Annotated in this window: 13 protein-coding genes; 6 read left to right on the forward strand and 7 right to left on the reverse strand. The window is 73.1% G+C overall.

Annotated features, from left to right (window positions below; genetic code table 11):
- The first annotated feature begins 138 nt into the window (after positions 1–138).
- From ACODT5_RS19235 to ACODT5_RS19250, 4 genes are all read left to right on the forward strand, one after another.
- Entirely contained in the window at positions 139–531 is a 393-nt protein-coding gene (locus ACODT5_RS19235) for a hypothetical protein (RefSeq protein WP_422520543.1), read from the forward strand.
- A gap of 30 nt (positions 532–561) precedes the next feature.
- Positions 562–972 (forward strand): hypothetical protein, encoded by a 411-nt coding sequence (locus tag ACODT5_RS19240; RefSeq protein WP_422520544.1) that lies wholly within the window; start codon positions 562–564, stop codon positions 970–972.
- Positions 954–1,961 (forward strand): peptidoglycan-binding domain-containing protein, encoded by a 1,008-nt coding sequence (locus ACODT5_RS19245; protein ID WP_422520545.1) that lies wholly within the window; start codon positions 954–956, stop codon positions 1,959–1,961. The genes ACODT5_RS19240 and ACODT5_RS19245 overlap by 19 nt, the downstream gene beginning before the upstream one ends.
- A gap of 186 nt (positions 1,962–2,147) precedes the next feature.
- Positions 2,148–2,558: a DUF2690 domain-containing protein gene (locus ACODT5_RS19250; protein WP_422520546.1), complete on the forward strand. Its 411-nt coding sequence runs from the start codon at positions 2,148–2,150 to the stop codon at positions 2,556–2,558.
- 92 nt (positions 2,559–2,650) lie between these two features.
- On the opposite strand, the gene ACODT5_RS19255 is transcribed toward ACODT5_RS19250, so the two are convergent.
- From ACODT5_RS19255 to pdxR, 5 genes are all read right to left on the reverse strand, one after another.
- Complete coding sequence (locus ACODT5_RS19255; protein ID WP_422520547.1) at positions 2,651–3,208, reverse strand: GNAT family N-acetyltransferase; 558 nt, start codon at positions 3,206–3,208, stop codon at positions 2,651–2,653.
- A 9-nt stretch (positions 3,209–3,217) separates the two neighbouring features.
- Positions 3,218–4,204 carry an AraC-like ligand-binding domain-containing protein gene (locus ACODT5_RS19260; protein ID WP_422520548.1) on the reverse strand — a complete coding sequence of 329 codons (987 nt, stop codon included), beginning with the start codon at positions 4,202–4,204 and terminating at the stop codon, positions 3,218–3,220.
- 719 nt (positions 4,205–4,923) lie between these two features.
- Positions 4,924–5,589: a SigE family RNA polymerase sigma factor gene (locus tag ACODT5_RS19265; RefSeq protein ID WP_422520549.1), complete on the reverse strand. Its 666-nt coding sequence runs from the start codon at positions 5,587–5,589 to the stop codon at positions 4,924–4,926.
- A gap of 8 nt (positions 5,590–5,597) precedes the next feature.
- The gene (locus tag ACODT5_RS19270) at positions 5,598–6,065 is read right to left on the reverse strand and encodes an LPXTG cell wall anchor domain-containing protein (protein ID WP_422520550.1); all 468 of its coding nucleotides are present in this window, start codon (positions 6,063–6,065) and stop codon (positions 5,598–5,600) included.
- 159 nt (positions 6,066–6,224) lie between these two features.
- A complete protein-coding gene (gene pdxR / locus ACODT5_RS19275) occupies positions 6,225–7,787 on the reverse strand; it encodes a MocR-like pyridoxine biosynthesis transcription factor PdxR (RefSeq protein WP_422520551.1) in 1,563 nt (520 codons plus the stop codon).
- A gap of 113 nt (positions 7,788–7,900) precedes the next feature.
- Between pdxR and ACODT5_RS19280 the strand changes: the two genes are divergently transcribed.
- Both ACODT5_RS19280 and ACODT5_RS19285 read left to right on the forward strand, forming a co-directional pair.
- The gene (locus ACODT5_RS19280; protein ID WP_422520552.1) at positions 7,901–8,875 is read left to right on the forward strand and encodes a DMT family transporter; all 975 of its coding nucleotides are present in this window, start codon (positions 7,901–7,903) and stop codon (positions 8,873–8,875) included.
- Between the two features lie 32 nt (positions 8,876–8,907).
- On the forward strand, positions 8,908–9,858 hold the full coding sequence (locus tag ACODT5_RS19285) for a helix-turn-helix domain-containing protein (protein ID WP_422520553.1): 951 nt from the start codon (positions 8,908–8,910) through the stop codon (positions 9,856–9,858).
- On the opposite strand, the gene ACODT5_RS19290 is transcribed toward ACODT5_RS19285, so the two are convergent.
- Entirely contained in the window at positions 9,836–13,273 is a 3,438-nt protein-coding gene (locus tag ACODT5_RS19290) for an endo-alpha-N-acetylgalactosaminidase family protein (RefSeq protein WP_422520554.1), read from the reverse strand. The two genes, ACODT5_RS19285 and ACODT5_RS19290, sit on opposite strands and share 23 nt — an antisense overlap.
- Before the next feature lie 312 nt (positions 13,274–13,585).
- A complete protein-coding gene (locus tag ACODT5_RS19295; protein ID WP_422520555.1) occupies positions 13,586–14,914 on the reverse strand; it encodes an MFS transporter in 1,329 nt (442 codons plus the stop codon).
- Positions 14,915–14,957 lie beyond the last annotated feature (43 nt).

The following is a 14,957-nucleotide window of genomic DNA, read 5'->3' on the forward strand; positions in this document are numbered from 1 at the left end:
AGGAACACTTGCACTCAGCGGATGGACCTTCCCTGCGACGCGCTGCCCGGTGGATGCTCTTGCTGCATTCAGGAATCGGGGGCATTGCTTCACCCCGTCATCCGGACCCGCACTCGGATAACGACTCAGGGAGTTTCCATGTTCAGCAGGAAAGCAATGCGTGCGGCAGGTGTCGCGGTTGCCGCTCTTGGACTTGCCGTCGGGACGTCCGTCCTCACCGCCGGACCCGCTGCCGCGGGGGCCCAGGTGGCCGGATGTCCCTGGCCGTACGTGTGCTTCTACAAGTCGAGCGCGGACTGGGAAGCGGGGCGGACCGTCGCCATGTACAAGGACATGAACTACCAGCAGCTCGGGCCGAATGCCCGCAGCTCCTACTCGGTGCAGAACTCGCGCCAAGACGACGTCGTCTGGATCAAGATGAGCACCGGGAAGAACGTGTGCCTCGAAGCGAAATCGGGCTCCGCCTTCTTCGTGATGGGAGGCGGCTACCCCGTCGCCATCGACATCTCGGATTCTCCCTCCTGCGGCTGAGCCCCTCTCGTGTACGAAAGGAAAACCGTCATGAATTCTCTTCGGGGAACCAGGAGAAGGCTCTTCGTCACCGGGCTCGCCGTAACCGGCGCATTGGTTCTGGCAACTGGCACCGCCCACGCCACGACAACCAATGTGAGCGGCGACGTAGCGGGCAACTACTACACGTACTACGGGACTTCCCGGACCATCACGTCATCCGGATCGAACATCTACTTGACGCTGACGGACTCTGCCGTTGCCGTCAAGGCCTTCTGGTACAAGTGCGACGACAAGACGGTCCACGGACAGCCGGTCGATCTCGGCGACGGAAGGCGCAAGCTGATCGGCTCGAACTTCCTCTCCGGAACCCGGTTCTGCATCGCCGCAGCGGGAGACGTCGTCGGCGGCGCTCCGAAGGTTCCCTGGAAGGGAAAGCTCGAGTGGAACGTCTACTCCTGAGCGTCCGTGCCGGAGTTCGCGTCGGCGTGACCCTCTCGGCGGCCGTGATGCTGGCCGTTGCGGGCCCGGCCGCCGATGCCGGCGCCTACGACCGGGCCGCCTTCCCGGCCCAGTCGACGGGCAACCGCGGTACGGACGTCCTCGCCCTCCAGCACCTCCTGACGGCAGCGGCTCAGAGCACGCCGGTCAACGGTCACTTCGACACCGCAACTGCGGTCGCCCTCAAGCGCTTCCAGTCGGCGCACGGACTCGCGTCGGATGCGATCGCCGGCCCGGCGACGTGGACTTCGCTGACGCCCACGCTGAGAGAAGGTGCGTCGGGCCCCGCAGTGCGCGCCCTGCAGGGCGAGCTCAACGCAAAGTCCGGCTCTTCACTGACCGTGGACGGCGCGTTCGGCGCGGCGACCAAGACCGCCGTGGTGCGGTTCCAAGGCCAGGCGGGGCTCGCTGCGGACGGCGTCGCGGGTCCGGCGACCTGGAAGAACCTGCTCTGGCACTTCGAGCGGGTCGATGCCGCCCCGAACAATCTCTGCGACCAGGATCCGGACGGCAACACCGCCGCCAACTGGGGTACGGCCGCTGCCGTGGCCCAACTGGAAGCAGCAGCGAAGGCGTTCGCCGCCACCGGGCGCGGGAGGGTCCCCGTCGGCGACCTGAGCTGGGAGCTCGGTGGCGACATCCCCGGACACGCCAGCCATGAGCAGGGTCTGGACGCGGACGTCTGGCCGATCCGAACCGACGGCGCCCAGTGCGCGGCGGGCCGGATCACCTGGCGGTCCGCGGAGTACGACCGCGCGGCCACCCGCCGCCTCGTCCAGGAGATCCGCGAAGCGGCCCCCGGGCACGTGAAGACCGTGTACTTCAACGACCCGCAGTTGATCTCCGAGGGTCTGACGGCGTCCTACCCCAACCACGACAACCACCTGCACGTGCGCTACTGCGAGGCCGTGCACCCCAATCCCGACGCGGACGCGGACTACCGCTGCTGAGCGGACCACCCGCCATCACCCCCTGTCGAATCTGCCCTCATGGAGGAGAACAGCCCGTGAAGAAGCCAAGAACCGTGGAGCCGAACCAGTCGTGGACACCGGTGCCGTCGGTGCTCACCGTCACCCACGTGAAGATCGAGACCCCGTCCGCGTGCCCCACCGGCCCGTTCTAGAAGAGGCGACACCATGAAGAAGCAGTTGGCCGTCCTGCTCGGCACCGGAGCACTCCTCCTCACCGGCCTCATCACCGCACCGACGGCATCCGCCGCCACGAGCTGCTACGGCGCGTCCTGCAACGGACTCAACCCCGCCAACACGACCTGCCAGAACGACGCACGCACGGTGAGTACGGGCGCGTTCGGCAACATGGAGCTGCGCTACAGCCCGTCCTGCCGAGCCGCATGGGGACGCTTCGTCCTCAACGCCCCGTCCGGCTCCAAGATCGAGATCAAGAACGATCAGGGCAAGAAGTACACGACCTCGGGCAGCGGCAAGTTCTTCAGCGTCATGATCAACGACAAGGACGTGACGGCCTGGGCGTGCGGCTACTGGTACGCCTACGGCGGTGAAAACGCAGAATGCTCGGGCGGCTACTGACGACCCGCCGCTTCACCACGGGGGCACGCGGGCGGTGAGCCCGCAGGGGCCGCAAGGGAGTCTCCTCCCTCGCGGTCCCTTTCGCCCCGGCGTCACGCCGCCTGCCCCGGCAGGGTCTGGACCCGCTGCGCCAGTACCTGGCCCGGCCAGGTGCCGGAGACGAACGGAGCGGTGCGGGTGAAGCCGTTGCGTTCGTAGTACGCGACCAGTTCGCCCGTACCGCCCGCCCAGCAGTCGACCCGCAGCAGTTCCACGCCGGCCCGCCTGGTCTCCTCCACGGCCCGGGCCAGCAGCGCGGACCCGATGCCCAGGCCGGCGTGGCGCCGCTCGGAGACCAACAGGCGGACGTACCGCTCGGGTTCCCCAGCCGCCGCGATCATCGGCATCTTCGGGCTGGGCCCGGAGTCGAGCACCAGGGCTCCGACGGGCACCCCGTCCAGCTCCGCGATGAACGGGGAGTTCTCGGTCGTGTACCGCTGGACCCGCTCCACCCCTCCGGGAATGCGCGAGTACGGGGTCGTCCCCCACTGCTCGGTGTTGCCGCGGGCGTTCATCCAGGCCACCGCGGAGTCGAGCATGTCCAGCACGGCGGGTACGTCGGCCGGGCCGCCCGGCCGGATCCGTATGCCGTGTGTCGTGATGTCGTTCATGGGGCGAGCCTAAACGCCGCCGCGCGGGACACCCGCGGCGCTCAGCGCACGGTACTCCGTGGGCGTCAGCCCGTACGCCTCCCGGAAGGCACGGCTGAAGACCGCGGGTCCGCCGAAGCCCCAGCGGGCGGCGATGGACTGCACCCGGTGGGCGGCGAGTTCGGGCCTGCCCAGGTCGGCTCGGCACTGTTCGAGGCGGCGGCGCCGGATACGGGCCTGGACGCTCTCCCCCTGCCCCCGGAAGAGCTGGTGGAGCCCGCGCACCGAGATGTTGTGGCGGGCCGCGATGGCGGGCGGGGCCAGCTGCGGGTCTGCGAGGTGGTGCTCGATGAAGGCGTTGATCCGCCGCAGGAGGACCTCCGTGCGGGCTTCCGAGGGGATCCGGTCCTCGGCGTCCAGGTGCTGGGCCAGGCAGGCCGTGGCGAGGTCCACGGCGGCGGCGCCGAGCCGGGCCAGCTCCTGCGGCTCGCATTCGGCGGCGTGGTCCTCCAGGGCGGTCATGAAGGAGGCCAGGATCGCCGCGATGCCGCGGTCGCCCGGTATGCGGCGGGCCAGCAGCCGTTCCAGCCGCTCGGGACGCAGCGGCAGGACGTCCCGGGGGAGCATCAGGATCGTCGCCCGCACCTGGCCGCCTTCCGCGAGCATCGTGTTGTCGGAGGGGAGCGAGGTGTCCCACAGCATGAGGTCCCCGGCCCCGACCGTGCACTCGTTGCGGTGCTGGGACATCGACGTGACGCCCGTGCGCAGCAGGGCCAGTTGGTACTGCTCCGGATCGCCGCGCCGGATCAGCGCGGGTGTGCGCCGCGAACGCAGGGGCGACAGGGTGAACTTGGACGCGCGCAGGGGCCCCAGGTCCACCACGGCCGCCTCGCCCTGGAACTCGGCCGGCCGTTCGCTGCTGAGGGCGGCCGGCATCACCTCGCGCGAGATGATGTCGGCGTACCAGTCGAACCGCTCCCCCGCCGGTACCCCGCCCGACGACACCACGTCCCACATCCCGCGCCCCCTGTTCGAACTGCTCTACAGGATCCAAGGATGCGGCCAACGGATCTCCGTCGGCGCAGGGTTGGGGACGGCGTGGCGCCTCGACCGAGCCGCTCCCGACGCTGCCCCCGCCCCCGCCCCGCCCCCGCTCCCTCAGCCGCGGCCCGGCGAAGCTGTGGGCGGCGGGGAGGAGGACGAGGGCGAGGCCCGCGACGGGGACGGAGACGGAGACCGGGACGGGGACGGGGACGACGGAGCGGAGGCGGAGGAACTGGGCCGTGGTGACGCACCCGTACCGGCCTCCGGCGTCCGCGACGGGCTCACGGTGGGCGTGTACGAGTTCGTGGGCGCGGCCGAAGGCGAAAGGCGCGACGGGGAAACGGACGGCGACGGACCGACCGGGACCGGTCCCGGGGCAAGGCCGGTCGGCGTGGGCGACGGCGGCGCGGCCGGCGGCACCGGTACCGGCCCCGGGCGCACCGGAGCGTCCGGCGACAGTACGGCGTACCCCACCACCGCGGCGGCCGCCGCCAGCCCCACCAGGGGCAGCGTGAAACCGCGCGGCCGGGCCCACGACAGGCGCCGCACCCCCGGCCCCGGCGGCTGCGCCGGGCGCAGTTCGCGCACGGTGATCCCGGCCGCGCGGGCGTCCAGGGCATGCCGCAGCCGGTACTCCACGGGCCGCTCGGCCGGCTCCCTGTCCGGCCCCGCGGGCTGCTCCTGCCCACGCGTCATATCCGACCCTCCAGAATCCGTTCCAGCGCGTCCAGCCCGCGGCTCGCGTTCGATTTGACCGCCCCCCGGCTGATCCCCAGCGTCTCGGCTATCTCCGCCTCGCTGAGGTCGGCCCAGTAGCGCAGCACCAGGACCTGCCGCCGCCTCGGCGTCAGCCGCCCCAGCGCGGCGAGGACCTCGCGGTGCGCCTCGTCGAGGACCACGGACGCCTCGGCGGAGGGGACGTCGGCGGGTGCCTGCGGGGTCCACGCGCGGGCGGTCCGGCGGCGGCGCAGCACGGAGCGGGCCGTGTTGACGACGGAGGTGCGCAGGTAGCCCAGCGCGTTGTCCACCTCCGTGATCCGCTCGCCGTGGCGCCGGTACAAGGCCGTGAAGGCGTCCTGCACCACGTCCTCGGCGGTACCGAGGTCGTCCACGAGCAGCACCGCCAGCCGGACCATCCGCAGCCGGTGGGCGTGGTAGAGCTCGGTCACGGTGGGCGGCGGGCCGCCCGCCTCGGAGGGGTGGCCGTACGTGTACTCGTGCCGGTACGGCTCCGGCGGCGCGGGCGGGGCCTGCGCGGCCCGGGTGCGTTCGCGGCGCAGCAGGAACGACCACAAGCCCCGCCACGGCCGGTCGAAGCCGGTCGTGGCGGGGCCCAGGGATGGTGCGAGGTGGAGCACGGAGGTCCTCAGCCGTTGGCGCGGCGCCGCAGGGTGTACAGGGTCGCGGCCCCGGCGGTGATCAGCACGGCGGCCCCGGCGCCGAGTGCGGCCGTGGTGGCGGAGGAGCCAGTATGCGCGAGCTCGGACCCGCCGGGCGAGGCGGGGGTCGCGCTCGGGGCCGCGCTCGGGACGGCGGTCGGCGTCCCGCCCGGGGCGACGGTCGGGGACGCGCTCGGGCGGACGCTGGGGGCCGTGCTCGGGCGGACGCTGGGGGCCGCGCTCGGCGTCGCGCTCGGGGGCCGGCTCACCGAGGGCGCGGGGGCCGATGGGGCCACGCTCGGCGCGGTGCTCGGCGTAGCGGCCGTCGGCGAGGCGGACGACGCCCCCTGTGCGGCGGAGGCCGGCCCGGCCAGCGCGACGGCCACCCCGGCGGCGGCGACGGCGAGGCCCGCCGCCCTGCGGACGGACAGCGGGGCGCGCTTCAGGTTCTTCACGGTGGTTCTCCACGGTCGGCTGCGGGGGCGCGGGATCACGCCCTTCACCCCCGCACGACGCGCGAGTGCCCGGGAGGTTGCCGCCGATTCCGAAAAACTTTTCGCGGCTCCGGGCGCCGCGCCCACCCGGACACTGCGCGACCCCCGCGACCCCCGCGACTACCGCGCCTCCCGCAGCCGCCGCAGGGCCGAACCGATGACGGCCACGCCCTCCTCGATCTCCCCCACCGGCCCCGCCGCGTAGCCGAGCACTAGGCCCGGGGGGCCCGGGGTCATCCGGTGCCAGGACAGCGGGTGCGCCTTGACCCCGAGTTCCAGGGCCGCGGCGGCCAGCACCGTGTCGTCGATGCCGCCGGGCCCAGCGGCGTCCCGGTCGAAGGTGACCATCAGGTGCAGCCCGGCCGCCGCCCCGTGCACCCGCGCGCCGGGCAGTTCGGCGGCGATCGCGCGGAGCATCGCGTCCCGTCTGGTCCGGTGGCGGCGGCGTACGAAGCGCAGGTGGCGCTCCAGCTCCCCCGAGGCCATCAGCCGGGCCAGCACCAGCTGGGCGAGGACGGGATTGCCGAGGTCGGCATAGCGCTTGGCCTCGATCACGGCGTCCAGCAGGCGCCGGGGGACCAGCAGCCAGCCCAGCCGCAGGGCGGGGGCGAGGAGCTTGGAGACGCTTCCGGTGTAGCAGACGGCCTCCGGGAGCAGGGCCCGCAGGGCGGGGACGGGGGCGCGGTCGTAGCGGTGTTCGGCGTCGTAGTCGTCCTCGATGACGACTCCCCCGGCCGCCGCCCAGCCGAGGAGTTCGCGGCGCCGTTCTCCGTCGAGGACGACCCCGGTCGGGAACTGGTGCGCCGGTGTCAGCACCACCGCCTGGGCCGGGCCGGCCGCCAGGGCGGCGGTGTCGATGCCGCCCCCGTCGACCGGTACGGGCAGGAGGCGCATGCCTCCGTGTTCCAGTTGGCGGCGCGTCCCGAGCGAGCCGGGGTCCTCGACCGCCACGTGCCGTACGCCTTCCGCGCGCAGCACCTGTGCCAGCAGCCCGAGCGCCTGCGCCACGCCCGCCACCACGACCACCTCGTCGGGGTCCGCGCGGATTCCGCGGTTCAGGGCGAGCCAGTCGGTGATCGCCTCGCGCAGCGCGGGGGTGCCCTGCGGGTTCCCGTAGCCGAAGTCGGCGGGGGTCAGCTCGGCGAGGACCCGGCGTTCCGCCTGGAGCCAGGCCGTGCGCGGGAACGCGGCCAGGTCCGGCGCCCCGGGCGAGAGGTCGATCCGGCCCGGGGCCGCGCGCAACGCGTCGACGAGGGCGCCCCATTCCCTGGTGCCGAACGGGTCGACCGGATCCGGGAGCGCGGAGGGCGCGGGCCCGGACGGGGGCTGCCCTCCGGTCACCGGTGCGGCCACCACGACCGTCCCCGCACGGCCGCGGCCGGCCACCTGGCCGGTCTCCGCCAGCCGCTGGTACGCCTCGGTGACCAGCCCCCGGGAAACCCTCAACTCGGCGGCGAGGACGCGGCTGGCCGGGAGGCGGCTGCCGACGGCGAGCCTGCCGTCGGCGATGGCCGCTCGGAGCCGGTCGGCGAGCCAGTCGGTGCGCCCGCCGGCCGGGGCCCGGCCGATGTCCAGCTGGAGGAAGTCCGACCCCGCTGCTTCGGCCCCCTCTGCTTCGGACCCCTCTGCTTCGAAACCTGCTGTTACGGACCCCTCGATGGCACTCTCTTTGGACCTGTCCACGGGTCCATTGTGGCGCCAGGCTCGACGTTATGAACACCTCAACCCCTTCACACGCTTCGCGCGCTTCGCACCCTTCACCGCCTGCACAGCCTTCGCCCCCTTCGTCCCGGCAGTTGCGCGACCTCGCCCCCGGCATCGCCGGCATGGTGCTCGTCGGCAGCAGCGTCACCGTCTCCCGCTCCCTCGTGGACGCCCCGCTCTTCGGGGTGCAGGCCATCCGCTACACGATGGCCGCGCTGCTCCTCTTCGGCCTGGCCCGCCTCGCCCGGGTGCCGGTCAGGGCCCCGCGCGGCCGGGAGTGGCTGTGGCTGGCCGGGGTCGCCGCCACCGGCCTGGTGCTGTTCAACGTGGCCGTCGTACGGGGCGTCGCGCACGCCGAGCCGGCCGTGATCGCCGTCGCCGTGGCCTGCGCACCCGTCCTGTTCGGGGTGATCGGCCCGCTGATGGAGGGCCGCACGCCCAGCCGCCGGGTGCTGCTGGCCGCGCCGGTGGTGGTCGCCGGGGCGGTCCTGGTGGAGGGAACGGGCCGGACGGACGCGGCCGGAGTCGGATGGGCGGCGCTGGCACTGGGCTGCGAGGCCGGCTTCACGCTGTTCGCTGTGCCGGTGCTGCGGCGCCACGGAGCGTGGGGGGTGTCGCTGCACGCGGTGTGGATGGGCGCGGTGATGCTGGCGGTGCTCACGGCCTGCTTCGAGGGGCCTTCGGAGCTCCTGACCGTGAGCCCGCGCCAGTGGGCGACCGCCGGCTATCTCGCCGTCATGGTGACGGCGGTGGCCTTCCTCCTCTGGTACCGCACGGTTGCTGCGGTGGGTTCCGGCCGGGCCGGGCTGCTGACCGGCGTGGCCCCGCTCGCGGCGGCGGGCGCGGGAGCCGTGACCGGCGGCGGGGTGCCGGGGCCGGCGGTGTGGCTGGGCCTGGCCGTGGTGGTCGCCGGGCTGGCTTTCGGCCTCCGGCCGGAGCGTGCCCCGGGCGGGCCGGCGGTCACGCTGCCCGCGCCGGTGGTCCCGGTCGCGCCGGTCGGCCCCGTCTCGCCGGGCGCCTCCGATGCGCGAAAGCCTCGTAACGCCCAGGAGTCCGCGGCCCCTTGAGCGCTCCCCGCCTTGTGGATCACAATCCGCAGATGGCAACGCCTCCGTACAGCAGCTGGATGCGGTACTTCTCTCCGACCGCCAACCATCGCCGGCTCGGGCTGGTGTGCCTCGGTGTGGGCGTGCAGCAGGGCGTGCTGCCGGTGGTCGGCCCGCGCGCCCTCGACCACCACGTCGCGGTGGTGGTCTGCGCCGGCCGGGGCTGGTTCAGCCACGGCGGGCGGGCCCCGCAGCCGGTGACGGCCCCGGCGCTGCTGTGGCTCGTGCCCGGGGTGGAGCACCACTACGGCCCGGATCCGCAGACCGGCTGGGACGAGTGCTTCGTGGATTTCGCCGGCCACAGCGTGGAGGCGTACACCGACCTGGGCTACGTCACCCCCGACCGCCCGCTGGTACCGCTCAGCGGCACGGCCGGGGTGCGGCACGTGGTCGACGGGATCGTACGGGCGGCCCGGCTCGGCGGCCCCCTGCTGGAGGTGGAGGCCGCCGCGGCCGTGCACGGGCTGCTCGTCGCGCTGCGCTATGCCCGGGCCGAGGTGTCGCGGCACGGGGACACCGTGATGGACACCCTGGCCCGGGACGCGCTGCTCCCGATCTCGGTGGCCGAGCACGCCGCCCGGCTAGGGATGTCCCTCCCCGAACTGCGCGGGGCGGTACGGGGCAGTACCGGGGAGGGGGTCAAGGAGTACCTCCTCGGCATCCGCCTGAGCCGGGCGAAGGAGCTGCTGGCCCGCACCGACCTGCCGGTCGCCGGGGTCGCCCGGCGGGTCGGCTACGAGGACGCCGCCTACTTCAGCAGGCTGTTCAGCCGCCGGGTGGGCGTGGCGCCCGTCCGGTTCCGCCAACAGCAGTCGGTGCAGCAGCAGTCGGTGCGGCGGCTCCCCTCGCCCCAGGAGCCGTCACCCCAGGAGCAGTCGCCGCAGGGGCCGTCGCCGCAGGACCAGTCCCCGCCCGCCCCCGTCACGGCAGGTAGCCGATGTTGAGCTCCGCGACCGCAGTCCACGGATTGCCCGAAACCTCCCTCGTGGCCTTGAGCTTGACGTAGCGCGCGGTGCGCGCCGTGAAGGCGACGTCCTGCTGCGCGGTGGTGTTCGCGAAGGTGCCGGAGGCGGCCGCCGTCCCCCAGGTGACCCCGTCCGTGGAGGTGAGGACCTGGTAGTCGGCGATGCGCCCGTTGCTCTGCGTCTGGCGGGGCAGGTAGTGCAGGGCGGAGACGTTGTAGGAGGCGCCGAGGTCGAGGGTGATCTCGTGCGGCATCGGCGCGGTGGCCTGGTACCACTGGGTGTGCCAGATGGTGGCGCTGTCCCCGTCGAGCACGTTGGCCGCGGCGCCGTTCTCGCCGGCGGTCTCCTGGCTGTCGACGGCCTTGACGCTCATCTGCGTCTGCGGGACGAGGAGTTCGCCGCCGCTCCCGGCGCCCAGGTCGTCGACGGCGAGGTCGTCGAGGATGAAGTCGGCCTCGTTGTGGGAGCCTTCGCCGGTCACCTTCCGTACGCCGATCCAGGCGTCGGTCCCCGCGGTGAAGGTCTTGGTGAAGGTGGTGGCCGTACGGGCCTGGTTCAGCGCGGTGGCCGTCTCGGTGCTCCCGGAGCCGGTGATGAACTGGTAGTCCCCGCTGAAGCCGTTCTCGTAGCTGAAGGTGACCTTGTACGAGCGGCCGGGTGTCAGCCGCAGGGTCTGCGGGAGGGTGCGGTAGACCAGGCCCTGCCGCTCCTCGTGGGACTTCAGCGAGTTCTGCCCGCTGATCACGTCGTCGACCAGCTTTCCGCTCCAGCCCGCCTGGGTGTACGGGGCGTTGCGCTGGGCGATGTGGGTGCGCGGGTCGGTGGCGGAGCCGCCGGCGCCGCCGAAGGCGAAGGGGCCCCAGCCCGCGTCGACGTTCTCGAAGTCCTCGGTGAACCAGTGGCCGTTCAGCGGGGTGCGGGCCGAGCGGACGACCCGGACGTCGTCCAGGTAGACGGTTCCGGAGCCGGAGGCCGCCGACAGTTTGAGGGTGGCCGCGGACTGCCCCGCGGGAACGTCGAAGAGCACCTTCATGCGCTGCATCTTGGTGCCGTTCTTCTCGCTGCCGCCGAGGTTGTTGGTCAGCGGCGAGGAGTCGGCGTAGACGGAGGCGGCCGTGCCTCCGGCGGGGGTCACGGTGAGGGTGGCGGCGCGTCCGGCCGGGGTGGAGACCCAGACGGAGGCGGCGTAGGTGCCGGGGGCGAGTCCGGTGAGCTGCTGGGAGACGGCGGGCGCGGTGCTCGCGGCCATCGTGAGCTCGTTCTGGCCCTGGGCGTTGCGGGTGACGGCGGCGCCGCTTCCGGTGACGGACCAGGCGTTCAGGTTGCCGGAGAAGAAGGAGGGGTCCTTGACGGGGGCGCCCTCGCCCCAGTTCGGGTCGGCCTGGGCGGGGGCGGCGCCGTTGGTGACGACGTAGCCGGTCCTGGCGGCGGCGTTGATGGTGACCTGCCCGCCGGTGACGGCCAGGTCACCGACCAACTGGCGTCCCGTGTCGGTCAGTTTGTACAGCTTGGGCGAGGACCAGCCCGCCGGCAGGGTCCAGGTGGTGGAGGCGGCCTTGTCGTTCCAGTGGTAGAGCTTGCCGTCGCGCGGGAGCAGGTAGGCGGATCCGTCGAGGACGGTCCGTCCGGCCGTGGTGATCTTGCGGGTGTTCCCGGAGGTGGTGACGGTGGTGCCGTTGGCGAGGGTGACCGTGCCGGCGGTCCACTTCACGATCGGGGATTCCTGGAGGTACTTGGTCGGCAGGTTCGTCGCGAAGGTGGTGGTGAGGAAGGAGGTGAAGTCCCGCTTGCCCTGCCAGCCCTCGTAGGCGGTGATCTCCGCGCCGCCGAGCAGCGGGTTGGCGGCGATCCAGTCGTCCTTGGTGTGGTTGGCGATGAAGCGGGCGATGTTCGAGTTGATGCCCTTGAGGTCGGTGCCGCCGTAGTTGACGTCGGTGGCCCAGTGGTGCCAGAGGGACTGTCCGGTCAGGGAGGCGGGGAACTCGGTGGCGAGCTGGTAGCCGAGGCCGCCGATCTCGCGTTCGAGCTTGCGCGAGAGGTAGCCGTCGCCGTACCAGACGTCCACGTAGAGGAAGTCCAGGCCGGGGGCGGCCGCCTTGAGGTCCTGGAGCCGCTTGAGGCGCCCGCCGGACTGGCCGTCCTTGCGGGTGTCCACGTAGTACGACTGGTCGAGCCAGTCCCAGCCGAGGCCGCCCGTCTGGTGCGCCGGGTCGAAGGTGGCCGAGACCGGGTACTCCTCGGTGGCGTTGATGTGGACGCCGAAGTCGGCGTTGTAGGTGTGGCCGACGGTGGTGAGGGTGTTCAGGTCGGTGGCGCCGCCGAGCTTGGAGCCGATGTTCTTGTAGTCCATGTGGGCCGAGTCGTGACCCTCGGAGGCGTACCCCTTGAGCAGGACGAACTGGCCGAGGCCGTCGGTGGCGAGGTTGACCCGCTTGGTCTCGTCGAGGGTCTCGGAGAAGGGGTGGGTGGCCGCGGAGGCGAAGTTGAAGGGGATGCGCTGCACGACCCGGTCGGCGGTCTGCTGCCAGCCCGTGGGCGCGGTCCAGATGTCCCGGTACGCGACCGCCGCGTCCTGCCAGTCCACGGTCGAGTCGGCGTTGCGGTCGGCCGTGATCGCGACGCGGACGTAGGGCAGGGGCTCGGTGTCGGTGTCGGCGGCTCCCGTGGCCCGGTAGAGCCAGGATCCGCTCCACAGGCCGGCCCGGCGGTAGGTGCCCTTGTCGGTGACCTGCTTGCTGATCCGGCCGTTCTCGTTGGCGGCGGCGCCCGTGGGGGCGTCGTAGTACGAGTTGGAGTCGATGGCCGCGGCCAGCTTGCCGGTGTTGGCCAGGCCGTACATCACCGTCGTGGCGGAGGCGTCGACCGGGGTGTTCGCGGTGATCGGGGTGAAGGTGTCCCCGGTGCCGGTGGTGGCGGTGTGCATCTTCGCGGTGGAGAGCGCGGCGCCGCTCTGGCTGCTGCGGACGCTGACGAGGTTGTGGTTCGGGATCGCGAAGCTGCGTACGCGCAGGGCGGCCGTGTCCTCGATCGCGGTGACCTTGAACTCCACCACCGAACCGGTCACGGAGAGACGGGACCTGATGGTCACTCCGGAGAAGGCCAGCGCGTAGTCCACGCCGGAGGCGGAGGGGGTCGCGGTGACGGTGGGGGTGTAGGTGGTTCCGTTGACGACGATCGCGCCGATGGTGTCCTCGTTGCCGTTCAGCACGTCCCCGGTGGCGGTGCGGGTGTAGCTGATGACGCGGGGGAAGGCGCTGTCCACGCTCACGGACAGCTCGGGCGAGGTGATCGTCACGGGGGCGGCCGCCACGGCGGGGGTGGCGGGCAGGGCCACGACCAAGGTGGCCACGAGACCGGCCACCGCGGCTGCGGCCGGCCAGAGGGGGGTTCGCATCGGACCTCCGGGAGTCGGCGCTTCCTGGGCGGAAGACCGCACACCGTGGAGGCCGGCGGTCCGCTCACTGACCTGACAGCCTGCGTACCCCGGCCCGGCAGGCCCATGGACAAAGCCGAACCCCGTCCTGGACTTATGTGACGGGTGGGTCGGGTGGGTGCACGCCCCGCGGCGGCCCCCGGCCTGGCCCTACGGACGCCCCCGGCCTGGCCCTACGGACGCAACCGGCCCGGTGCGACGGGCGCACCCGGACCGGTCCGACGGACCCACCGGACCCCGGCTCGCCGGCAGCCGGCCCGACGGACGCCCCCTCTACACCCGCTCGACGCCGCCCTCCGCCCCCAGAGGAGTCGGGTACGGAGCCGCGGACTCGCCGCGCCGGATCCACAACAGGGCGCCCGCCAGGAGCATCGCTCCCCCCATCAGCCAGGGCATCGGGCCCCGCGGCAGCACGCCGGCGAGCAAACCGGTGAGCGCCCCGGTCAGTTGCAGGGCGAGGGACTGGACAGACAGCGCCGTGGCCCGCCCCGCGCTCGACACCCGGCGGTGCAGGAGGTCGTTCTGGCTCGGTCCCGCCGAGCCGAGGCCGAGGTAGACCAGGCCGTAGCCGAGGATCGCGAGCGCCAGGGCGAACGGGCCCGCGGCCCGCGCGGTGGCGCCGAGCAGGAGCAGTCCGCCCGCGCCGGCGCACAGGCCCACCAGGACCGCGCGCTCACCGCTGCCGGCGAGCCGGGCGGTCAGGGGTGCGAGGTTGCTGCCGAGCCCGTAGCAGAGGAAGCCGGCGCAGGCGAGGACGGCGAAGAGCATCGCGCCCGACTCGGGTGCCCCGGTGAACGACGCGGCGCGGCCCGGTGTGAGCAGTTCGAGCGTGGCGAGGGCGCCGCCCGCGGCCGCCGCGCTCAGCAGCACCCGGCGGATCACCGGGTCGCGGCCGCCCAGCCGTACGCCGTCGGCGATGGTGGCCGGGATGCCGTGGAGTACGGAGTGCAGGGTGCTGGGCGGGCGGGGCGGCTCGGGGAGCGCGGCGAGGACGTACAGCACGAAGGCCGTCACGACCACCGCGCCCAGCAGGGGCGGCGTGGAGAGCGGGAGCACCAGCCCGGAGGTCGCCCGGCTCAGCTCGGCGGCGAGTCCGTCGCCCCGGGCGAGCAGCCAGGGGAGCGCGCCCCCGAGCAGGGTGCCCGCCGCCAGCGCGATGGAGACCGCAGTGCCGCCGCGGGCCAGTCCGGTGCGCAGTTCGGCGTCGGGGCCGGAGTGGGCCTGGACCGTGTCGACGTACCAGGCCTCGGCGGGCCCGCTGGACAGTGCGCGCCCCGCACCCATGAGGCCCATGCCGAGGGCGAGCACCCAGGGTGCGGTGCCCAGGCCCAGGAGGACGAAGGCCGTCAGGTTCAGCAGGCCGGCCGCGGCCAGCACGGCGCGGCGGCCGAGCACGTCGGAGAGTCCGCCGGTGGGCAGTTCCAGGACGGCGGCGGTGACGGAGTGCGCGACGAAGAACGCGGCGACGGCGGGCAGGGACATGCCGCGCTCGGTGAAGAGCAGGATCATCGGGCTGACGGCCAGGCCCACGGGGAACCAGTAGAGGACGCAGGCGGTCACGTAGCGGCGTCCGGCGCCGCGCGGGTCCAGCGGCGCGGTCACTGCGCGGCCCGGGCGGCCGCCCCGGCATCGGATATACGTGTGA

The organism is Streptomyces tatrensis, assembly GCF_049310065.1.
Lineage (GTDB): Bacteria > Actinomycetota > Actinomycetes > Streptomycetales > Streptomycetaceae > Streptomyces.

Bases quoted from the DNA above. Each gene is read 5' to 3' on its own strand.
- ACODT5_RS19235 (WP_422520543.1), top strand. From the start codon at position 139: ATGTTCAGCAGGAAAGCAATGCGTGCGGCAGGTGTCGCGGTTGCCGCT.
- ACODT5_RS19240 (WP_422520544.1), top strand. From the start codon at position 562: ATGAATTCTCTTCGGGGAACCAGGAGAAGGCTCTTCGTCACCGGGCTC.
- ACODT5_RS19250 (WP_422520546.1), top strand. From the start codon at position 2,148: ATGAAGAAGCAGTTGGCCGTCCTGCTCGGCACCGGAGCACTCCTCCTC.
- ACODT5_RS19255 (WP_422520547.1), bottom strand. From the start codon at position 3,208: ATGAACGACATCACGACACACGGCATACGGATCCGGCCGGGCGGCCCG.
- ACODT5_RS19260 (WP_422520548.1), bottom strand. From the start codon at position 4,204: ATGTGGGACGTGGTGTCGTCGGGCGGGGTACCGGCGGGGGAGCGGTTC.
- ACODT5_RS19285 (WP_422520553.1), top strand. From the start codon at position 8,908: ATGGCAACGCCTCCGTACAGCAGCTGGATGCGGTACTTCTCTCCGACC.
- ACODT5_RS19290 (WP_422520554.1), bottom strand. From the start codon at position 13,273: ATGCGAACCCCCCTCTGGCCGGCCGCAGCCGCGGTGGCCGGTCTCGTG.